23 protein-coding genes and 1 tRNA gene are annotated in these 20,334 nt (G+C 65.8%); 8 read left to right on the forward strand and 16 right to left on the reverse strand.

The annotated features are described in order from the left end of the window. Positions 1 to 25: 25 nt before the first annotated feature. From lysA to argH, 3 genes are all read right to left on the reverse strand, one after another. Entirely contained in the window at positions 26 to 1,294 is a 1,269-nt protein-coding gene (gene lysA / locus HNQ66_RS19475) for a diaminopimelate decarboxylase (RefSeq protein WP_184145845.1), read from the reverse strand. A gap of 13 nt (positions 1,295 to 1,307) precedes the next feature. Further along, complete coding sequence (gene lptM / locus HNQ66_RS19480; protein WP_184145846.1) at positions 1,308 to 1,493, reverse strand: LPS translocon maturation chaperone LptM; 186 nt, start codon at positions 1,491 to 1,493, stop codon at positions 1,308 to 1,310. Positions 1,494 to 1,592: 99 nt separating this feature from the next. Further along, on the reverse strand, positions 1,593 to 2,996 hold the full coding sequence (gene argH / locus HNQ66_RS19485) for an argininosuccinate lyase (RefSeq protein WP_184145847.1): 1,404 nt from the start codon (positions 2,994 to 2,996) through the stop codon (positions 1,593 to 1,595). Between the two features lie 34 nt (positions 2,997 to 3,030). Between argH and tlpA the strand changes: the two genes are divergently transcribed. Beyond that, positions 3,031 to 3,705 (forward strand): thiol:disulfide interchange protein TlpA, encoded by a 675-nt coding sequence (gene tlpA / locus HNQ66_RS19490; RefSeq protein WP_184145848.1) that lies wholly within the window; start codon positions 3,031 to 3,033, stop codon positions 3,703 to 3,705. Between the two features lie 2 nt (positions 3,706 to 3,707). Here the strand turns inward: tlpA and HNQ66_RS19495 are convergent, their stop codons facing one another. The 11 genes from HNQ66_RS19495 to HNQ66_RS19545 form a co-directional block, all read right to left on the reverse strand. Further along, on the reverse strand, positions 3,708 to 4,730 hold the full coding sequence (locus HNQ66_RS19495) for a sulfate ABC transporter ATP-binding protein (RefSeq protein WP_184145849.1): 1,023 nt from the start codon (positions 4,728 to 4,730) through the stop codon (positions 3,708 to 3,710). Beyond that, positions 4,727 to 5,623 (reverse strand): sulfate ABC transporter permease subunit CysW, encoded by an 897-nt coding sequence (cysW, locus tag HNQ66_RS19500; RefSeq protein ID WP_184145850.1) that lies wholly within the window; start codon positions 5,621 to 5,623, stop codon positions 4,727 to 4,729. Before cysW ends, HNQ66_RS19495 begins: the two co-directional genes overlap by 4 nt. Before the next feature lie 2 nt (positions 5,624 to 5,625). Further along, positions 5,626 to 6,447, reverse strand: a complete 822-nt coding sequence (gene cysT / locus HNQ66_RS19505; protein ID WP_184145851.1) for a sulfate ABC transporter permease subunit CysT — start codon at positions 6,445 to 6,447, stop codon at positions 5,626 to 5,628. 75 nt (positions 6,448 to 6,522) lie between these two features. Then, the gene (locus HNQ66_RS19510) at positions 6,523 to 7,506 is read right to left on the reverse strand and encodes a sulfate ABC transporter substrate-binding protein (protein ID WP_184145852.1); all 984 of its coding nucleotides are present in this window, start codon (positions 7,504 to 7,506) and stop codon (positions 6,523 to 6,525) included. Between the two features lie 139 nt (positions 7,507 to 7,645). Further along, positions 7,646 to 8,527: a 3-hydroxybutyryl-CoA dehydrogenase gene (locus HNQ66_RS19515; RefSeq protein ID WP_184145853.1), complete on the reverse strand. Its 882-nt coding sequence runs from the start codon at positions 8,525 to 8,527 to the stop codon at positions 7,646 to 7,648. Between the two features lie 136 nt (positions 8,528 to 8,663). After that, positions 8,664 to 9,593 carry an electron transfer flavoprotein subunit alpha/FixB family protein gene (locus HNQ66_RS19520; RefSeq protein ID WP_184145854.1) on the reverse strand — a complete coding sequence of 310 codons (930 nt, stop codon included), beginning with the start codon at positions 9,591 to 9,593 and terminating at the stop codon, positions 8,664 to 8,666. 21 nt (positions 9,594 to 9,614) lie between these two features. After that, on the reverse strand, positions 9,615 to 10,364 hold the full coding sequence (locus HNQ66_RS19525) for an electron transfer flavoprotein subunit beta/FixA family protein (protein ID WP_184145855.1): 750 nt from the start codon (positions 10,362 to 10,364) through the stop codon (positions 9,615 to 9,617). Positions 10,365 to 10,544: 180 nt separating this feature from the next. Then, positions 10,545 to 11,330, reverse strand: coding sequence for a rhomboid family intramembrane serine protease (locus HNQ66_RS19530; protein WP_184145856.1), 786 nt, complete (start codon positions 11,328 to 11,330; stop codon positions 10,545 to 10,547). 31 nt (positions 11,331 to 11,361) lie between these two features. After that, positions 11,362 to 11,940, reverse strand: coding sequence for a cob(I)yrinic acid a,c-diamide adenosyltransferase (locus tag HNQ66_RS19535; RefSeq protein WP_184145857.1), 579 nt, complete (start codon positions 11,938 to 11,940; stop codon positions 11,362 to 11,364). A gap of 1 nt (position 11,941) precedes the next feature. Beyond that, positions 11,942 to 12,139: a twin transmembrane helix small protein gene (locus HNQ66_RS19540; protein ID WP_184145858.1), complete on the reverse strand. Its 198-nt coding sequence runs from the start codon at positions 12,137 to 12,139 to the stop codon at positions 11,942 to 11,944. 101 nt (positions 12,140 to 12,240) lie between these two features. Then, positions 12,241 to 13,086 (reverse strand): SDR family oxidoreductase, encoded by an 846-nt coding sequence (locus HNQ66_RS19545; protein WP_184145859.1) that lies wholly within the window; start codon positions 13,084 to 13,086, stop codon positions 12,241 to 12,243. A gap of 101 nt (positions 13,087 to 13,187) precedes the next feature. Between HNQ66_RS19545 and HNQ66_RS19550 the strand changes: the two genes are divergently transcribed. Next, positions 13,188 to 14,138 carry a YihY/virulence factor BrkB family protein gene (locus HNQ66_RS19550; RefSeq protein WP_184145860.1) on the forward strand — a complete coding sequence of 317 codons (951 nt, stop codon included), beginning with the start codon at positions 13,188 to 13,190 and terminating at the stop codon, positions 14,136 to 14,138. Here HNQ66_RS19550 and gluQRS read toward each other — a convergent pair. Next, entirely contained in the window at positions 14,085 to 14,993 is a 909-nt protein-coding gene (gene gluQRS, locus HNQ66_RS19555; protein ID WP_184145861.1) for a tRNA glutamyl-Q(34) synthetase GluQRS, read from the reverse strand. The genes HNQ66_RS19550 and gluQRS overlap by 54 nt on opposite strands. A gap of 73 nt (positions 14,994 to 15,066) precedes the next feature. On the opposite strand from gluQRS, the gene HNQ66_RS19560 reads away from it, so the two are divergent. Both HNQ66_RS19560 and HNQ66_RS19565 read left to right on the forward strand, forming a co-directional pair. Then, on the forward strand, positions 15,067 to 15,717 hold the full coding sequence (locus HNQ66_RS19560) for a DNA-3-methyladenine glycosylase family protein (protein WP_184145862.1): 651 nt from the start codon (positions 15,067 to 15,069) through the stop codon (positions 15,715 to 15,717). A gap of 104 nt (positions 15,718 to 15,821) precedes the next feature. Next, positions 15,822 to 16,379, forward strand: a complete 558-nt coding sequence (locus HNQ66_RS19565) for an HNH endonuclease (protein ID WP_184145863.1) — start codon at positions 15,822 to 15,824, stop codon at positions 16,377 to 16,379. Between the two features lie 62 nt (positions 16,380 to 16,441). Here HNQ66_RS19565 and HNQ66_RS19570 read toward each other — a convergent pair whose 3' ends face one another. Then, entirely contained in the window at positions 16,442 to 16,945 is a 504-nt protein-coding gene (locus HNQ66_RS19570; RefSeq protein ID WP_184145864.1) for a disulfide bond formation protein B, read from the reverse strand. Between the two features lie 171 nt (positions 16,946 to 17,116). On the opposite strand from HNQ66_RS19570, the gene HNQ66_RS19575 reads away from it, so the two are divergent. The 4 genes from HNQ66_RS19575 (at position 17,117) to HNQ66_RS19590 (ending at position 20,198) form a co-directional block, all read left to right on the forward strand. After that, a tRNA-Leu gene (locus tag HNQ66_RS19575) sits at positions 17,117 to 17,201 on the forward strand. A gap of 104 nt (positions 17,202 to 17,305) precedes the next feature. Beyond that, positions 17,306 to 17,878, forward strand: coding sequence for a hypothetical protein (locus HNQ66_RS19580; RefSeq protein WP_184145865.1), 573 nt, complete (start codon positions 17,306 to 17,308; stop codon positions 17,876 to 17,878). Positions 17,879 to 18,213: 335 nt separating this feature from the next. After that, positions 18,214 to 18,477: a BON domain-containing protein gene (locus tag HNQ66_RS19585; protein ID WP_184145866.1), complete on the forward strand. Its 264-nt coding sequence runs from the start codon at positions 18,214 to 18,216 to the stop codon at positions 18,475 to 18,477. A gap of 77 nt (positions 18,478 to 18,554) precedes the next feature. Then, positions 18,555 to 20,198, forward strand: a complete 1,644-nt coding sequence (locus HNQ66_RS19590) for an AMP-binding protein (RefSeq protein ID WP_184145867.1) — start codon at positions 18,555 to 18,557, stop codon at positions 20,196 to 20,198. The last annotated feature ends 136 nt before the right edge of the window (positions 20,199 to 20,334 follow it).

Genomic DNA, 20,334 nt, shown 5'->3' on the forward strand with positions numbered 1-20,334 from the left:
GCAAAAAGGTGAGCGCGGCCCGCCGTCAGGCGAGCCAGTCCGGCAGCGAATCGAGACCGATCAGGTCGTCGTAGGAAAGGCGCGGGCGGATGACGTGGAACTCCGCGCCGTTGACCAGCACTTCCGGGATGAGCAGGCGGCTGTTGTAGGTGCCCGCCTGCACGGCGCCATAGGCACCGGCCGAGCCGACGGCGATGAGATCGCCGGGCTTCGGCTGCGCCATCTCGCGGTCGAGCGCGAGATAATCGCCCGTCTCGCAGACCGGGCCGACGACGTCGGCGCGGATGCGCGGCGCGTTGGCGGCCGAGATGACGACCGGCTGGATCTCGTGCCAGGCCTCGTAGAGCGTCGGGCGGATGAGGTCGTTCATCGCCGCATCGACGATGACGAAAGTCTTCTCGCCGCCGTCCTTCACATAGACGACCTCGGTGACGAGGATGCCGGCATTGCCGACGATCAGGCGGCCGGGCTCCGTGACGATCTTGCAGTTCAGCCCTTCGAGCTGCTTCTTGACGATCTCGGCATAGGCATCCGGCAGCGGCGGCGGGGCGTTGTCGGTCTTGTAGGGAATGCCGAGGCCGCCGCCGACATCGACATGGTCGATGGTGTGGCCGTCGGCGCGCAGCGTCTCGACGAGCTCGCGCAGCAGCCGGAAGGCATCGTCGAAGGGCTGCAGTTCGGTGATCTGGCTGCCGATATGCATGTCGATGCCGGTCACCTCGATGCCCGGAAGGCTCGCCGCACGGGCATAGACGGCCCGGGCGCGCTCCCAGGAGATGCCGAACTTGTTCTCCTTCTTGCCCGTCGAGATCTTCGCATGGGTGCGCGCGTCGACATCCGGATTGATGCGGAAGGAGACATGCGCCACCTTGCCGGCCGCGACGGCGCGGGCGTTCAGCACCTCGAGCTCCGGCTCGGATTCGACGTTGAAGCAGTAGATGCCGGCTTCGAGAGCAAGGTCCATCTCGCGCGGCGTCTTGCCGACGCCCGAGAACATGATGCGCGAGGCGGGAACGCCGGCGGCGAGCGCCCGGCGAAGCTCGCCTTCGGAGACCACGTCGATGCCGGCGCCGAGCCGGGCGAGCGTCTTCAGCACCGCCTGGTTGGAATTGGCCTTCATGGCGTAGCAGACCAGCGCGTCCACGCCCTCGAAGGCTTTGGAGAACACCTTGTAGTGCCGCTCCAGCGTCGCCGTCGAATAGACGTAGAAGGGGGTGCCGACCGCCTTGGCGATCTCCGGAACGGGCACGTCCTCCGCATAGAGGACGCCGTCACGATGCTCGAAATGATTCACGGGGATCTATCCGTCAGAGAAGGGGGTCGAGGATGAAGGGCCTGTCTTCCGGCTGGCGGACTTCCTTGCCGTCGACGGTCTTGACGATCGGCTGCGGGCCGCCCGGCACGTCGAGATCGCCCTTGCGGCCGCAAGCCGTCAGAACCGCCGCTGAAAGGCCGAGCACGAGCGCAAGCTTGCCGATGTCGATGCGTGTCATGAAGCGTTTCCTGCCATTGCCGGGATGGGCATCATCCTTAGCGAATTCACCCGCCCTTGTGCACCCTTATTCTGCTGATGAGTCCTGCAAGCGCCTTGATCAGTTCCGCTGCCGCCACCAGGCGATCTGCTTCCTGACCTCCGACGGCGCCGTGCCGCCGTAGCTCTTGCGGCTGGCGACCGAGGCCTCGACCGTCAGCACGTTGTAGACGTCGGCGGTGATGGCCGCATGGATCGCCTGAAGGTCCTCCAGCGACAGTTCGGCAAGGTCGCAGCCCTTGCCTTCGGCAAGCGCCACGGCGCGGCCGGTGACATGATGGGCGTCACGGAAGGGCAGGCCCGCCTCGCGCACCAGCCAGTCGGCAAGGTCCGTCGCGGTGGAATAGCCCGAGCCCGCGGCCGCCTTCATCCGGTCCGCGCGGATCGTCATGTCGCGCACCATGCCGGTCATCGCGGCAATGGCGAGCTCCAGGCTCTCGGCGGCATCGAAGACCTGTTCCTTGTCTTCCTGCATGTCCTTGGAATAGGCGAGCGGCAGGCCCTTCATTACGGTGAGGAGCGCGATCAGCGAACCGTTGATGCGACCCGTCTTGGCGCGCACCAGCTCGGCCGCGTCCGGGTTCTTCTTCTGCGGCATGATGGAGGAGCCGGTGGAGAAGGCGTCCGACAGGCGGATGAAGCCGAACTGCGGCGTCGACCAGATGACGATTTCTTCCGCAAGACGCGACAGGTGGACCGAGGCGATGGCGGCGATGGACAGGAACTCCAGCGCGAAGTCGCGGTCCGAGACCGTGTCGATGGAGTTGCGCGTCGGCTCGCGGAAGCCGAGGGCCTTCGCGGTCATGTGGCGGTCGATATCGTAGCCCGTGCCGGCGAGCGCTGCGGCGCCGATCGGGCTCTCGTCGAGATGCTCGATGGCGTGGCGCACGCGCTGGCGGTCGCGGCCGAACATTTCCACATAGGCCATGCAATGGTGGCCGAAGGTCACCGGCTGGGCCGTCTGGAGATGGGTGAAGCCCGGCATGACCGTTTCGGCATGTTCTTCCGCGCGGTCGAGGAAGGCGGCGATGAGGCCCGTCAGCGCCTTCTCGGTCCGCTGCAATTCTTCCTTGACCCAGAGGCGGAAATCGAGCGCCACCTGGTCGTTGCGCGAGCGCGCGGTGTGCAGACGCCCGGCGGCGGGGCCGATCAGCGTCGCCAGCCGCGCCTCGACGTTCATGTGGATGTCTTCCAGCTTGCGCGAGAACTCGAAATTGCCGCTTTCGATCTCTGACAGGATCGTGTCGAGACCGTGAACGATCTTTTCCTTATCGTCCGCCGAAATGATGCCCTGATGGGCGAGCATTTCGGCATGCGCCTTTGAGCCGCGGATGTCCTGGGCGTAAAGCTTCTTGTCGAAGCCGATGGAGGCATTTATCTCCTCCATGATCGCATCCGGCCCCGAGGCGAAACGGCCGCCCCACATCTGGTTCGAGGATTTCGTCTCGGAAGTGCCGTCTGCCATGGGTGCCCGCCTGGAAAGTGTCCTGGAGAATGAAATGTCAGTGAAGAAGAAACTCGGCCTGCCGGCAGGAAAGCTCATCGCCATCGCCGGCCTTGCCGGCCTTCTTGCCGGTGGTGCTGCGATATACGTGAAGGAAAGCCTGTCTGGCAATGGCGCGCTCACGGCGGACGCTGCCGGCGCCTGCCCGCTCGCCGCCGGAAAGGCCGCCGCGATCACGCCCTTCACCAAGGGACAGGTCGCCGCCATGCGCACGGTGGACGAGCACCGGACGTTGCCCGCCCTCGTCTTCGACGGCCCGGACGGCAGGAAGAAGACCATCGCCGACTTTTCCGGCAAGACCCTGCTCGTCAATCTCTGGGCAAGCTGGTGCGTGCCCTGCCGCGAGGAGATGCCGGCGCTCAACGCACTGGAAAAGGACCTCGGCTCGGAGAAATTCGAGGTCGTGGCGATCAACATCGACACCGGTGGCGACGAGAAGCCGAAGGCCTTTCTCGACGAGACGAACGTGCACGACCTCGGCTACTATCGCGATGCCTCGATGGGCGTCTTCAACACGCTGAAGAAGGAAGGCCTTGCCTTCGGCCTGCCGGTAACGCTGCTGATGGACGAGAAGGGCTGCCTGATCTCGGCCATGAACGGCCCCGCCGCCTGGGACAGCGAGGACGCCAAAGCCCTGATCAACGCCGCGCTGGCGCCGCCGAAGAGCTGACGTCACGCGCTCGCGTAGACGCGCGGCCGGCGGATATCGATGAAGCCGGCCTCGCCCTTGCGGTGCGGGAATTCCGGCGCGGTATCGAATTCGACGGCCTGCCCGCTTCCCGTCATCGCCAGCACGCGGCGCGAATCCGGCCGGTCGATGACGCGGACGATCTTCGCCGAAATGCCCTGCCCGTCCTCGCGCCAGGTGACGTCCGCCGGGCGGAAGAGGATCTGCCCGCTGCCGTCGGCAACGCCGTCCGCCTCGAAGGCGATGTCGTCGACATAGGCCTTGCCGCCGCGGATATCGGCGTCGAGCCGGTTGGCATCGCCCAAGAAGTTCATCACGAAGGCATCGGCCGGGTTGCGGCAGACGGCCTCGGGCGTGCCTTCCTGCACGATCTTGCCCTTGTTGAGGATGACGACGCGGTCTGCAAGGTCGAGCGCCTCTTCCTGGTCGTGCGTGACGAAGAGCGTGGTGATGCCGAGCTCGTCGTGGATCTTGCGCAGCCAGCGGCGGAGGTCCCGCCGCACATTGGCGTCGAGCGCGCCGAAGGGCTCGTCGAGCAGCAGCACGCGCGGATCGACGGCAAGCGCCCGGGCGAGCGCCACGCGTTGGCGCTGGCCGCCGGAGATTTGGCCGGGGAAGCGGTCCTTGAGCCCGCCGAGCTGCACGAGGTCGAGCAGCTCCGTCACGCGCGCGGCGATCTCCCGCGGCGTGCGCTTCACCTTGGAGACCTTCATGCCGAAGGCGATGTTCTCGCCCACCGTCATATGCGGGAAGAGCGCATAGTGCTGGAAGACGAAGCCGACGCCGCGCTCGCGCACGGGAATGTCCGTGGCGTTCTCCTCGCCGAAATAGATCGCGCCGCCGTCGGCATATTCGAGGCCGGCGACCATGCGCAGGATCGTCGTCTTGCCGGAACCGGAAGGGCCGAGCAGCGCGACGAGCTCGCCGCTTTCGATATCGAGCGAGACGCCGTGCACGGCACGGAAGGTCTGGAACTCCTTGACCACGTTTTCGAGGCGGATCTTCACGGCTTGACCTCCGGAGTGATGCTGTCGGCGCCCGCAAGCGCGGACGGGCGCTGGACGCGGCCCGCTCCCCGCCGCTCGAGCGCCACCTTGGCGACGAGCGTGACGATGGCAAGGCAGGCGAGAATGGATGCGGCGGCGAAGGCGCCGGCCGCGTTGTAGTCGTGGTAGAGAAGCTCGATATGCAGCGGCAGCGTGTTGGTCTGGCCGCGGATGTTGCCCGAGACCACCGAGACCGCGCCGAACTCGCCCATCACGCGCGAATTGCAGAGCACGACGCCGTAGAGCAGCGCCCATTTGATGTTCGGCAGGGTGACGGAGAAGAAGGTGCGCCAGCCGCTCGCCCCGAGCGAGGTCGCCGCCTCTTCGAGGTCGCGGCCCTGCGCCTGCATCAGCGGGATCAGCTCGCGCGCGACGAAGGGCCCCGTCACGAACATGCTGGCGAGCACGATGCCGGGCAGCGCGAAGAGAATCTTGATATCCGCCGCCTGCAGCGCATGGCCGAAGAGCCCCTGCAGGCCGTAGACGAAGAGATAGGACACGCCCGCGACGATCGGCGAGACCGAGAAGGGAATCTCGATTACGACCGTCAGCAGCCGCTTGCCGGGGAAATCGTGCTTGGTGATCGCCCAGGCGGCGGCGACGCCGAAGGCCGTGTTGAACGGCACGGCGATGAGCGCGGTGACGACCGTCAGCAGGATGGCATGGCGCGTGTCGGGATCGGCGATCGACTTGGCGAAGTAGCCGATCCCGCGCGAAAAGGCCTCGACGGCGATGACGACGAGCGGCGCGACGATCATCAGCGCGACGAGCAGCAGCACGACCGTCAGGAGGACACGGCGGAAGACCTTGTTGTCGCCGACGCGCGGGGGCCTGCCCTTTCCATGATCCGCCATGGTCAGCCCTTCACGGTATAGCGCAGGGCTCGCGCCTGCATGAGATTGGTGAGCGCCAGCATGACGAAGGCCGTCAGCAGCATGACGGAGGCGATAGCGGCGGAGGCCGGGTAGTCGTACTCCTCAAGCCGGATGAAGGCGAGCAGCGCCGTGATCTCGGTCGAGAACGGCTGGTTGCCGGCGATGAAGATGATGGCGCCGAACTCGCCGAGGCTGCGCGCGAAGGAGAGCGACACGCCGGCAAGCAGCGCCGGGGCGAGCAGCGGCAGCATGACGGAAGCGAAGATGGAAAGGTCGCTGGCGCCGAGCGTCTGCCCCGCCTCCTCCAGCGCCGGGTCGAGCTCCTCCAGCACCGGCTGCACCGTGCGCACGATGAAGGGAATGCTGGTGAAGCTCATGGCGACGATGATGCCGAGCGGCGTATAGGCGACCTTGATGCCGAGATGCGAGAGCGGCCCGCCGAACCAGCCGTTGGTGGCGAAGAGCGTCGTCAGCGCGATGCCGGCGACCGCCGTGGGCAGGGCAAAGGGCAGGTCCACCAGCGCATCGACGAGGCGGCGGCCGGGAAAGCGGTAGCGCACCAGCACCCAGGCGAGCGACAGGCCGAAGACGAGGTTGAACGCCGTGGCGGCCAGCGCGCAGAGCAGCGTCACGCGGTAGCTGGCGAGCGCCCGGTCGGACGAGACGATGCGCCAGTAATCTTCCGGTCCGAGGCTTGCCGCCTTGAAGACGAGCGCGGCCAGCGGCAGCACCACGATGATGCCGACATAGACGAGGGTTATGCCGAGCGCGAGCGGCAATCCGGGCAGTACACGCCGTCTCAAGGAAGGCTTCCTTTCATGCCGGCAACCGGCAGGCTTCGCGCCCGCCGGTTGCCGGAAACGTTGACGTCGACGAAATCAGCGGCTGCCGTAGATCTTGTCGAGGGTGCCGCCTTCGGCGAAGTGCTCCTTGGAAACCTTGTCCCAGCCGCCGAACACGTCGTCGACATTGACGAGGCGGATAGCCGGGAACTGGTCCTTGAACTCGGCGGCGACCTTCTCGTCATGGACGCGGTGGCCGAATTCGGCGGCGACCTTCTGGCCTTCCGGCGAATAGAGGAAGTCGAGATAGGTTTTCGCAAGGTCGCGGCTGCCATGGGCGTCGGCCACCTTGTCGACGACGGCGACCGGGAACTCGGCGAGCAGCGAGACGGACGGCGTGACGCCCTCGAACTTGTCCTCGCCGTACTGCTTGGCGATCGACCGCGTCTCGGCCTCGAAGGTGATGATCACGTCGCCGATCTCGCGCTCGACGAAGGTGGTCGTGGCTGCGCGGCCGCCCGTGTCGAAGACCGGAACGTTGTCGAAGATCTTCGTGACGAAGGCCTCGACCTTGGCCGGGTCGTTGTTGAAGGCTTCCTTGGCGTAGGCGGTCGCGGCAAGGTAGGTGTAGCGCGCATTGCCCGAGGTCTTCGGGTTCGGGAAGATGACCTTCACGTCGTCACGGGCAAGGTCGGACCAGTCCTTGATGTGCTTCGGGTTGCCGGCGCGCACGAGGAAGGACGGGAAGGAATAGAAGGGCGAGGCGTTGTTGGGGAACTTCTTCTGCCAGTCCTCGGCCACGAAGCCGTTCTTCACGAGGAAATCGATGTCCGTCACCTGGTTGAAGGTGACGACGTCGGCCTCGAGGCCCTCGACGATGGCGCGGGCCTGCTTGGACGTGCCGGCGTGCGACTGGTCGATCGTGACGCCCGGATGCTCCTTCACGAAGGCCTCGTTCTCGGCGGCGAACAGCTCGCGCGCCACGTCGTAGGAGGCGTTCAGCAGCTTGTCGGCGGCATGCGCGGTGAGCGGAGCGGCGAGACCGGCAAGAGCCACGCCGAGAAGGAGAATACGTTTCATGAAAAGCCCCAATGCGAGAGAAGTTCGGGGCAGACAATAGCGGCCGGTCAGGGGCTATCCGAGGCATGGCCTGCCGCGACACTTCCGGCAGGCGAAACATTTTTCCGCGAAAGGATGCGGTTGGGGAATCTCCCGCCGCTCAGCGGGTGGGAACCGGAATCTCGCCGCGGTAATCGTAGAAGCCGCGGCCGGACTTGCGGCCGAGCCAGCCGGCCTCGACATACTTCACCAGCAGCGGGCACGGGCGGTACTTGGAATCGGCGAGCCCGTCATGCAGCACCTGCATGATCGACAGGCAGGTGTCGAGGCCGATGAAATCGGCAAGCTGCAGCGGGCCCATCGGATGGTTCGCGCCGAGCTTCATGGCCGTGTCGATGGCTTCCACCGAGCCGACGCCTTCATAGAGCGTGTAGATCGCCTCGTTGATCATCGGCAGCAGGATGCGGTTGACGATGAAGGCCGGGAAATCCTCGGCGACGGTCACCGTCTTGTCGAGCTTGGCGACGAATTCCTTGGCGGCCGCGAAGGTCCCTTCCTCGGTGGCGATGCCGCGCACCAGCTCGACCAGCTTCATCACCGGAACCGGGTTCATGAAATGGATGCCCATGAAGCGCTCCGGCCGGTCGGTGGCCGAGGCAAGGCGCGTGATGGAGAGCGAGGAGGTGTTGGTGGCGAGGATCGCTTCCGGCTTCAGCACGGAACAGACCTGGCCGTAGATCTTGCGCTTGACGGTCTCGTCCTCGGTGGCCGCCTCGATGACGAGGTCGGCGTCGGAGAGGTCGTTGATGTCGGACGAGCCCTTGATCAGCGCGAGCGCCTTCTTGCGGTCCTCGTCGCTCATCTTGCCGGAGGAGACCTGGCGGGCAAGGTTGCCGTTGATCGTGGCAAGGCCGGTCTCGACGCGCTCGGGAGACAGGTCGTAGATATGGACCTTGTACCCGGCAAGGGCCGCGACATGCGCGATACCGCACCCCATCTGGCCCGCACCTACAATACCGATGTTCTTGATCATAGCGCCCATCGCCCCGTCATTCAGCCTGCGCCCGCGGTGCAGGCAAAAAAATACCGGGCCGGTCGAGCCGGCCCGGTGAAGTGATAAAGGCACGCGACGCATTTTTCCAGTGAAAACATCGTCGCGAAGACCGCGGGAAAGCGGCTCAGAGCGCCTTTTCGAGTTCCGGCAGGGCCTCGAACAGGTCTGCGACGAGGCCGTAGTCGGCGACCTGGAAGATCGGCGCTTCCTCGTCCTTGTTGATCGCGACGATCACCTTCGAGTCCTTCATGCCGGCAAGGTGCTGGATGGCGCCGGAAATGCCGCAGGCGATGTAGAGCTGCGGGGCGACGACCTTGCCCGTCTGGCCGACCTGCCAGTCGTTCGGGGCATAGCCCGCATCGACGGCGGCACGCGAGGCGCCGACGGCAGCCCCGAGCTTGTCGGCAACCGGAAGGATGACTTCCTGGAACTTCTCGGAGGAGCCCAGCGCACGGCCGCCCGAGATGATGATCTTGGCGGACGTCAGCTCCGGACGGTCGGAGGAGGACAGCGCATCCTTGACGTGGCTGGAAAGGCCCGGATTGGCGGCGGCGGCGACGGTCTCGATGGAGGCGCTGCCACCCTCGCCGGCTGCGGCGAAGGAGGCCGTGCGCACGGTGATCACCTTCCTGGCGTCGGTCGACTGCACCGTCTGGATGGCATTGCCTGCATAGATCGGGCGCTTGAACGTATCGGCAGAGACGACCTCGACGATCTCCGAGACCTGCGCGACGTCGAGCAGGGCGGCAACGCGCGGCAGCACGTTCTTGCCGACGGAGGTCGCGGCCGAGACGATGGCGTCGTAGTTGCCGGCGAGCGACACGATGAGCGCCGCCAGCGGCTCTGCGAGGTTGTTGGCAAGGCTTGCGTCCTCGGCGAGAAGCACTTTCGTGACGCCCGAGAGCTTGGCGGCCTGTTCGGCCGCGGCCTTGGCGCCGGAGCCCGCAACGAGCACATGCACGTCGGAGCCGATCTTGGAGGCTGCCGTCAGCGCCTTGGCGGTCTGGTCGGAAAGGGTGGCGTTGTCGTGGTCTGCCAGAAGAAGAATGGCCATGTGATGTTCTCCCTTTCCTGCTTAGAGCACGCCGGCTTCGGTCTTGAGCTTTTCGACGAGCTCGGCGACCGACTTGACCTTGACGCCTGCCTTGCGGCCCGACGGCTCCTCGGTCTTCAGCACCTTGAGGCGCGGGGCGGTATCGACGCCGAAATCGGCCGGGCTCTTCTTGTCGAGCGGCTTCTTCTTCGCCTTCATGATGTTCGGCAGCGAGGCATAGCGCGGCTCGTTGAGGCGCAGGTCCGTCGTGACGACGGCCGGAAGCTTCACCTCGATGGCCTGGAGGCCGCCGTCGACTTCGCGCGTCACCTGAGCCTTGCCCTCGCCGATCTCGACCTTGGAGGCGAAGGTCGCCTGCGCCCAGCCGAGGAGCGCCGACAGCATCTGGCCGGTCTGGTTCGAATCGTCGTCGATGGCCTGCTTGCCGACGATGACGAGGCCGGGCTGCTCAGCCTCGGCAACGCCCTTGAGGATCTTCGCGACGGCGAGCGGCTCGACGGCATCGTCGGTCTCGACCAGAACGGCGCGGTCGGCGCCCATGGCGAGCGCGGTGCGCAGCGTTTCCTCGGCCTTGGCCGGGCCGATCGAGACGACCACGACTTCCTCGGCCTTGCCGGCTTCCTTCAGCCGGAGCGCTTCTTCCACGGAGATTTCGTCGAACGGATTCATCGACATCTTCACGTTGGCAAGCTCGACGCCCGAGCCGTCCGCCTTGACGCGGATCTTCACGTTATAGTCTACGACCCGCTTGACAGGGACCAAGATCTTCATGGCTTCCTTCCTTCAAATGCCCGCGAGGGAAAATGCGCCTTTCAGGGACGCCCTGATTGTCGGTTGGCGACATCGATACGCGTTTTTTCCCCAATTACAATGCACGGCGGGCTCTCCTCCTGCGAAAACGGGAGGCTTATAAATTACCTTTACGTCCACGTCAATTTGCCTCGAAACATCTCACCGCCCCCAATGGGTGGGCGGCACGGAGGAGCCGGAGGACGAGGCTTCGGCGGATATTGCCGGCGCCTCGGCATGCCGCACGGCCTTCGGCGTCACGATGGTCCGGTCGAACAGCGGCACGCCCTTCCGCCGCAGGACGAGGACGAGGAGCGCCCCGGTGAGGATGCCGCCGACATGGGCGCCCCAGGAAACGCCGCCGTCCCGGTCGACCGCCAGCATGAAGAACTGCTGGGCGATCCAGAAGGCGAGCGGAATGACCGCCGGCAGCGGCAGGGGAATACGGAAGAACACCAGCACCCAGACACGCACCTTCGGATGCAGCAGGAAATAGGCGGCGACGACGCCGGAGACGGCGCCCGACGCGCCGATCAGCGGCGCCTCCGAATCCGGCTGCACGAGGCCGTGCACCAGCGCGCCGCCCGCGGCGCACAGGAGATAGAAGAGGAGGAAGCGGACATGCCCCAGCGCGTCCTCGACATTGTCGCCGAACACCCAGAGAAACAGCATGTTCGACGCGAGGTGCAGGAAATCGAGATGGAGGAAGGCATAGGTGATGAAGGTCGCGTCCTTCGGCACCAGCACGAGGTCCGCCTGCAGGTCGGCGAAATCGAAGACCACCGCGGGAATATAGCCGAGACCCACCACCGCCGCGTCGGAGAATTCCCGCGTGGAGACGAGCCCCGTCACCAGCCAGGCCGCGACATTGACCGCGATCAGGCCGATCGTGACATATTGCACCTTGATGTATTTCAGGGAATTCGCGTCATGCAGCGGTATGAACATGGATCCCCTTTCCGGCCCTTTTGCGGGGAGCTTACCTGTTCTGCCCCGGCACCCACAATATGTCCGTGCGGCCGTGGTCGTTCACCCAGCGCGCGGCGACGAAGAGGAAGTCGGAGAGCCGGTTGATATAGGCGACGGCCTCCGCCGAAACCGCCTCGCCCTCGCTGTCCTGAAGGGCGACGATGCGCCGCTCGGCCCGGCGCGCGACCGTGCGCGCCACATGCAGCGCCGCCGCCGCGGGCGTGCCGCCCGGCAGCACGAAGGAGCGCAGCGGCTCCAGGTCGGCATTGAGCCCGTCGATCTCCCGCTCCAGGCGGTCGACCTGCGCTTTCACGATGCGCAGCGGCTCGTAGTCGAGCTTCTTGCCGGTCTCCGGCGTCGCAAGGTCCGCGCCGAGGTCGAAGAGGTCGTTCTGGATGCGCATCAGCATGCGGTCGAGCGGGGGATGCTCGGCGAGATGCTGGCGCGCGATGCCGATGGCGGAGTTCGCCTCATCGACCGCACCGTAGGATTCGACGCGCAGGTCATGCTTCTTGCGGCGGGGGCCGGCGGCAAGGCCGGTCGTGCCGTTGTCGCCCGTGCGGGTATAGATCTTGTTGAGCTTGACCATATCAGCGCCCCCCACCCGTGATCCACAGCGTCAGCATGATGAGCGCGATGGCGATCGCCTGCAGCAGGACACGCATCTGCATCAGCTTGTTCGACGTGTTGCCGCTGCCGCCCTTCAGCATGTTGAAGAGGCCGCGCACGAGCACGAGGGCGACCAAGGCCATGACGACGAGGGTCAGGTAGGTGAGGAAGGAAGACATGCCAGCGATCCGGTTTGATTTCTGTCAGCCCTCATCACATAGGGCATTCCGCGCAAAGTGCACGCATTTTGCGGGCTTTCGGCCTGCGACGACGCGCCGCGTCAGCCGAGCCGGCCGATGATGCGGTAGAAAAGCGCCGCCGGCAGCAGCTTCTTGAGGAGCACGCCCTGTTTTGCCGGCCGCGTCACCACGTAATGCGGCCGCGGCTTCCTCGCCGTCAGCGCGTGGCGCAGCACGGCGTGGACCGCCTCCGGACCCAGCTTGCCGCGCGCCGGCTTCGATTCGCCGCGAAGGCGCCTCAACTGCCGCCGGTATTCTTCGGCGTGCACCGAATTCTCCAGGTCGATGACCCGCTCGATATGCGTGAGCGCATTGGCGGTGAAGCGCGAGGCGATTGGCCCCGGCTCGATGAGGCTGACATGGATGCCCGAGCCGGCAAGCTCCATGCGCAGCGTCAGCGAAAGCCCCTCCAGCGCGAATTTCGAGGCGTTGTAGGCCCCGCGCCAGCGATAGGGCACGACGCCGAGGATGGACGAGCACTGTACGATGCGCCCGCGCCCCTGCCGGCGCATGACGGGAATGACCCGGCGCGTCAGGTCGTGCCAGCCGAAGACGTTCGTCTCGAACTGCTGGCGCAGCGCCTCGACCGGCAGGTCCTCCACGGCCCCCGCCTGCCCGTAGGCGCCGTTGTTGAAGAGCGCGTCGAGCCGCCCGCCCGTGCGCGCCAGCACGGTCTCGACCAGGGCGGCGATGGTCTCCGGCTTCGTATAGTCCATCAGCAGCGTCTCGATGCCGTCGGCCTCGAGCCCCGCCCGGTCCTCCTCCCGCCGCACCGTGGCGAAGACGCGCCAGCCCTCCGCCTTCAGCGCCCGGGCGCAATAAGCGCCGATGCCGGAGGAACAGCCGGTGACGATGATGCTCGGCAGGCAGGCGCTTGGAGAAGACATGGTCGTTTCCTGTACAAATCCGCTTCCGTTTCCCATATTCCCCCCGAGCAGACAATGCGAGAGACGGCCGGCAACGGCCGCAAGGGAATGGACAATTGCCGATGCCGACCGCCATTCGCTGTGCCTACAAGGTCGCCTTCGATGCGATCTGGCATTTTTCCGAGGACGACGGCTGGGCGATGGCGAGCCATGTCGCGCTTTCGACGCTGCTGGCGGTCTTCCCCTTCCTGATCTTCGGCACCGCGCTCGGCTCCTTCCTCGGCGCGGACCAGTTCGCCGAGACCGCCGTGCACCTCATCTTCGACACCTGGCCGGAATCGATCGCCGCGCCGATCTCCCGCGAGGTCGTCGCCGTGCTGACGATCCCGCGCGGCGGGCTGCTCACGGTCTCCGTGCTCGCGGCCGCCTATTTCGCCTCGAACGGGGTGGAGGCGCTGCGCATCTCGCTCAACCGTGCCTATCGGGTCGCCGAGACGCGCTACTGGTACATGACGCGCCTTGCCAGCCTCGGCTTCGTCATCGCCGGCGTCCTGGCGCTCGCCGTCATCTCCATCGTGCTCGTCGCCGCCCCGCTCGCCGTGCGCGCCACCGGCGACTGGCTGCCGTGGCTTTCCTACGTCTATTCCTGGGTGGAGAGCTGGGGCCTCGTCGGCACCGTGGCCGTGCTGCTCATCGGCCTCCTCATCGCCCATCTCTGGCTGCCGGCCGGCCGGCGCCGCATCGCCGACGTGCTGCCGGGCATCCTCTTGACGCTGCTCTTCTGGGCGCTCGGCGCCTATGCCTTCGCATCCTACCTCTCGACCTTCGCCAACTACGTCTCGACCTATGCGGGCCTCGCCTCGATCATGATCGCGCTCGTCTTCCTCTACATGATCGGCGCGATCTTCATCATGGGCGCGGAGATCAACGCGGCGCTCCTCAAATACCGCGTGAAGCACCTGATCCTCGACCGCATCCGCGGCGTGCGCCGCCAGCGCGCGGGCGAGGCGGAGGAGCCCTCAATGGAGGACGAGGCCATAGCCCGCGAGCAGGGCGCGAATGTCCGGCGGTAAGAAACCCTTCTCGCGATAGGCCGCAATTCCCGTATCCCTGTTGCTCTTGGAGAGCTTCTTCCCGTCCGGCCCCGGCACCAGCCCGTGGTGGCGGTAGCGCGGCGCCGGCAGGCCGAGGAGGCTCTGCAGCAGCCGGTGCACGGCCGTCGCGTGGAAGAGGTCCTGCCCGCGCACCACGTCGGTGACGCCCTGCGCCGCATCGTCGAGCACCACGGCGAGGTGGTAGCTCGCCGGTGCATCGGGCCGCGAGAGGATCACGTCGCCCCAGCGCTCCGGCCGTGCCGTCACCGTCCCCGTCTCGCCCTCCGGCCCTTCGCCCGCCTCCTGCCAGTCGAGCACGGCCGGCGCGAGCGCCCGGGCCTTCTCCATGTCGAGCCGCCAGGCATGCCGGTGCCCGGCGGCGATGCGCGCCTGCGCCTCGTCCCGGTCGAGGTGCCGTTCCTCCGTCGGATAGAGCGGCGCGCCGTCCGGATCGCGCGGCCAGGCGCCGCCCGCCTTCTCCCGCGCTTCCACCCGCGCCTTCACCTCGCCGCGGCTGAGGAAGCCCGGATAGAGGACGCCCATCGCCTTCAGCCGCTCCAGCGCCTTACCGTAGAAGGCGAGATGCTCGGACTGGCGGCGCACCGGCTGCTCCCAGGAGAGGCCGAGCCAGGCAAGGTCCCGGTAGATCGCCGCCTCGAATTCCGGCCGCGAGCGGGCCGGGTCGATATCCTCGATGCGCAGCAGGAACCGCCCGCCGCAGGCGGCGGCAAGATCGTGGTTGAGCATCGCCGACAGCGCGTGGCCGAGATGCAGCAGGCCGTTGGGGCTCGGCGCGAAACGGAAGACACGAGTCTTTGACAAAGCAGGTTGCATGAGGTCTTCTGCCACGAAGAGGCGTGTCGCGTCACTCCCGTGAAAGGCGCCGGGGCCGCTTGAAACCATGCAATTGCACATGATCAGAACGGATGCGGATGTGGCCGCGGGTCTCGTCGACCTCGCGCTCATCGACGCGCGCCTCTTCACCGTCATCGACAAGGCCGGCCCCGTGCCGCTGCGCCGGCTTCCGCCCGGCTATCGCGGCCTTGCCGGCATCATCGTCGCGCAGATGGTCTCGCGGGCGAGCGCCGACGCCATCTGGCACCGGCTGGAGGACGCGGCGGGCGACATCACGCCCCACCATATCCTCGCGCTCTCCGATGCGGACTGCCGCGCCGTCGGCCTCTCGCGCGCCAAGGCCGAGACCCTGCGCCGCGCCGCCGAGGCGGTCGACCGCGGCGACCTCGATCTCGACGCCGTCTGCCGCATGGACGCGGCCGCCGCGGCCCGCGCTCTGACGGCGATCAAGGGCATCGGCCGCTGGACCGCGGACGTCTATCTCCTCTTCTGCGGGGGTCACCCCGACATCTTCCCCTCCGGCGACATCGCGCTGCAGAATGCCGTCGCCCACGCGCTCGGCCTTGCCATGCGGCCGAGCCCGCAGGAACTCGACCGGATCGCCGCCGCCTGGTCGCCCTGGCGGGGCGTCTCGGCCCGGCTGTTCTGGGCCTATTACGCGCGGGAGATGCGGCGCGAGGTCGCCCCGGTACTGGAGGGCTGAAGCCCGCGAAATACCTTGTTTTCGCTTTTCCTTTCCCGCTTCACAATGCTGTAACAACGGGCCTAATATAGAAGGGCAGATGCCGAATCGATCAGGAGAAGCCCTTGACGATTTCTGTTTCACCACAGGCCCTGCCAGCTCTTGTACTGAACGCTGACTACAGGCCGCTGAGTTATTATCCCTTGTCGCTCTGGTCCTGGCAGGACGCGATCAAGGCTGTGTTTCTCGACCGCGTCAACATCATCGCCGAATACGACCATTCGGTTTCCTCGCCCAGCTTCACGATGCGCCTGCCGAGCGTCGTGTGCCTGAAAACCTACGTGCAGCCCTCTCGCTACCCGGCCTTCACCCGGTTCAACGTGTTCCTGCGCGACAAGTTCGAATGCCAGTACTGCGGGTCGGCGCACGACCTGACCTTCGACCATGTCATCCCGCGTGCCCATGGCGGCGAGACGACCTGGGAGAACGTGGTCGCCGCCTGCTCCCCTTGCAATTTGAGAAAGGGCAGCAAGCTGCCCAGACAGGCGGGCATGCACCCGCATCAGAAGCCCTACCAGCCGACGGTTCAGGATCTGCACAACAACGGGCGACTGTTTCCACCCAACTATCTGCATGAAAGCTGGATGGACTATCTCTACTGGGACGTCGAACTGCAGCCGTGAACCCTGCCCCGCAAGGGCCCGGACGGCCCTGCGGCGACGGTCACCTCACACGCTGCGGCATCTCAGGCTTTCGCGGACCGCGCGCCCGAAAAGGCGATCGCGGCGAGGATGAGGCTCGCGATCACGTTCCAGCCGGCGAAGGAGAGGCCGAGGAGCCGGAAGGAAGCCTCCGTGCAGGACGGGCCGTGCTTGGCATTGAGGTCGGAGAGGAGGTCGCCAGCATTCTGCGTGACGCCCTGCGCCGTGGTCGCGCAGGTCGCGGGCCCTTCCCAGAAGCCCCATTCAACGCCCGCATGATAAACACCCATGCCGGCCCCCACGAGCATCATGATGCCCGCGACCGCCAGCAGCAGCCGCGTCAGCCAGACGGGCCCGCCGAAGAGCGCGGAAAGAAGCGCCGCCACCGCGACCGGGATGCCGTAGTAATAGGGATCGCGCTGCAACAGGCAGAGCGCGCAGGGAATGTAGCCGCCGATATGCTCGAAGGCGAGCGCGCCGCCGACGGTCGCCGCCATGCCGAGGGAAAGAAGGCCGGCGGATGCCTTGCGGGAAAGAGATGCGGTCATCGGGATCGTCCAGTGAAGCCGGCGAATGACCGGCGGAAACCGCGCCGATTTCTATCAGGTGCCGCCGCATTGTAAATGCACCGCACGGATAAGTGATCGTGCCCTCCGCCGGATTTGCCGGTTGCCGCCCGCAGGTGCTTCGTGTAAACGGCGATGGCTCACAAGTGCCGTGCCCCATTGGCGGAACTGGTAGACGCGCTCGACTCAAAATCGAGTTCCGAAAGGAGTGCTGGTTCGATTCCGGCATGGGGCACCATTTGGGCTTGAGAGCCGCTGAGTTCTTAACAATTTCTACATCTAGACGCCTCCCTTCGACAAAGCGAAATAGACTCAGCGTTCGACGGGTGTCACTGTCGCCTCATGATATCGTTCACCTTCGATACAAATTGTCTGATTGATGTTGCCGAAGATCGGCCAGCGGCAGTCCATATCCGGACACTACTTACCGCGGCCGAGAATGGACAAGCGGATCTTGCCCTCGTCGCCTCAAGCGCGTCAGAAAGACAAAAGGGAAATACGTTTCTCGCAAGCATCGCCATATTCGAGGAGCGTCGAGCCATCCTCGGCTTCGGCAAGCTGCCGCTTCTTCCGTCCATTGCTAGATGGGGCGTATCGTTCTTCAGCCACTCTGTCTATGCGTCACCAGAGGGAGCAGAAAGAGAAGCGCTGATTTATAGCGTACTCTTTCCTGCTTCCCCGGTTGAGTGGGCGGACTATGCAGCATTAAAGGGGGCAGACTTAGATGATCAAGCCGCGCCCGCCTACATGCGATGGCGCAATCAAATGCTCGACGCACAAGCTCTGTGGGCCCATGATTCCGCTCGGCGGGAGGTTTTCGTGACAAGTGATCAGCGTCTCGGAATAATTGACGGCCACCCGAGCTTCCCTAGGATGGTAGTTAAAACGCCAGTGGAAGCAATAGCCCTGCTCTGATGCCTGACATCATCCAGTTATCGGAAGGTCGCACTTTTCGAGATCAGTTGAGCACGAGCCCATACTTATTGGTTGCGGCACGCTCTCACCACTCATCCTCCTCATAAAATTCGCTCTTTAGCGGGAACAAATATTGCGTGGCCGCATTCCTTCTGTGCAACCGCAAACGCCCCCGGACGCGGTTGTGAGGGGGACCCGAGAGCGATGTGCACGCTCTTGGGTCTCAACCGTTTCGAGGCCTGTTTTCCCCATCCAGATCCGTCTATGCTGCGTGCGGTGAACATATTCGCCCGCTTTGCGTTTTCTCCCCGCAATTCGAGCCGAAGGAGCGCGTCATGGTCTTCAAGGAAGGTACGTTCAAGGGCGAGATGCCCGAGCATTTCGACGGGCCCCATCCGGCCTGGCTCGAAACGGCGGTCGCCGATGCGCTGTCGCTGGCCGGCGACGTGGACGCCTCGGATATCGCCGTGACCTGCGAGGGGCGGCGGATCGTGCTTTCGGGCAGCGTCGGCACGCCCGAGGAAGCCGGGCGCGCGACGGAGATCGCAGCCTCCGTCAAGGACGTCGCCGAGGTCGACAACCGGCTTTCCTGGCTCTGACGCCCCGCGAAAAGCCGCCATTGCCGGCCACCCCTCCAAGATGCTAGTTGCATTGCAGCAAATTGGAGTGAGGCAGGATGCTCGCCGAAAGATCCACCTACGATGCGCTCTACGGCGATTTCCGCTGGCAGATCCCCGGGCGCTTCAACATCGGCACCGCCGTTTCCGACGAATGGGCCGCGCGCGCGCCGGACCGCGTGTGCCTCCAGCACTTCCTTACCGATGCCCCGCCCCTTGAGCTCACCTATGGCGAGCTTGCCGCCCGCTCCGATGCCTTCGCCGCCGCGCTTGCCGCCGAGGGTATCGGGAAGGGCGACCGTGTCGGCATTCTCCTGCCGCAGGGCTTCGAGACGGTCATCGCCCATGTGGCGATCTACAAGCTCGGCGCCATCGCCCTGCCGCTCGCCCTGCTCTTCGGCGCCGATGCGCTCCTCTTCCGCCTGAGGAATGCCGGCGCGAAGGCGGTCGTCACCAGCCGTTTCGGGCTGGAGCGCCTGGGCCCGATTCTCGCCGACCTGCCGGACCTTGCCCTGCGCGTGACGACGGAGCCTTCCGGCGATCCGGCGGCCAGGTCCTTCCACGAGATGCTGGCGCGCCATGCCGGCCCCTTTTCGGCGGTCGACAGCGGCCCGGACGACCCGGCGATGATGATCTACACCTCCGGCACGACCGGCCCGCCGAAGGGCGCGCTGCACGGCCACCGGGTGCTGCTCGGCCATGTGCCGGGCTTCCAGATGCATCACGAATTCCTGCCGCAGCCGGGCGACCGCATCTGGACGCCCTCCGACTGGGCCTGGGCGGGCGGCCTTCTCAACGTGCTCCTGCCGGCGCTGCTGCTCGGCGTGCCCGTCGTTTCCTCGCCGGGCCAGAAGTTCGACCCGGACATGGCCTACCGCATCATGCAGGACATGGACGTGCGCAACGCCTTCATCCCGCCGACCGCGCTGCGGCTGATGAAGAGCGTCGCCGACCCGCGGAAAAAATACCGGCTGAACCTGCGCACCATCGCTTCGGCGGGCGAATCGCTCGGCCGCGAGACCTGGGAATGGGTGCAGGACACGCTCGGGCTCACCATCAACGAATTCTACGGCCAGACCGAGTGCAACATGGTGCTCGGTTCCATCGGCAAGCTCGGCGTCTCGCGGCCGGGGCCGATCGGCAAGGCGATTCCGGGCCATACGGTGGCAATTATCGATGCCGAGGGCCGGGAGCTGCCGCACGGCACCGTCGGCCAGGTCGCCGTGAAGCGCCCCGATCCGGTGATGTTCCTCGGCTACTGGCGAAACGAGACGGCGACGGCGGAGAAATTCATCGGCGACTGGATGACGACGGGCGACCTCGGCCGCATGGACGCGGACGGTTACGTCACCTTCTTCGGCCGCGACGACGACGTCATCACCTCCTCCGGCTACCGCATCGGCCCGAGCGAGATCGAGGATTGCCTTGCCGGCCATCCGGCCGTACAGCTCGCCGCCGCCGTCGGCAAGCCCGATCCGGTGCGCACGGAAATCGTCAAGGCCTATGTGATGCTGCAGCCCGGCCATGCGCCCTCGGCGGCGCTGGCGGCCGATATCCGCGAATGGGTAAAATCGCGCCTTTCCATGCACGAATATCCGCGCGAGGTGGAATTCGTCGATTCCCTGCCGCTGACGACCTCCGGCAAGGTCATCCGCCATCTGCTGCGCAAGCGTGCGGCGGAGGAGACCTCGGCCGCTGCCTAGAGCATTTTCGCATTGTCCGGCGCCGAAGCGGCTTCGCTTCGGCTGGAAATGCTTGTCTTATGACTTTCTGCGCCGGACGGGCGAATATGAACCGCTGCGAGAGGGTTGCCTCCCTCTCTCAGCGGCGAGGGTCGGA

Source organism: Shinella fusca, from assembly GCF_014203155.1.
Lineage (GTDB): Bacteria > Pseudomonadota > Alphaproteobacteria > Rhizobiales > Rhizobiaceae > Shinella > Shinella fusca.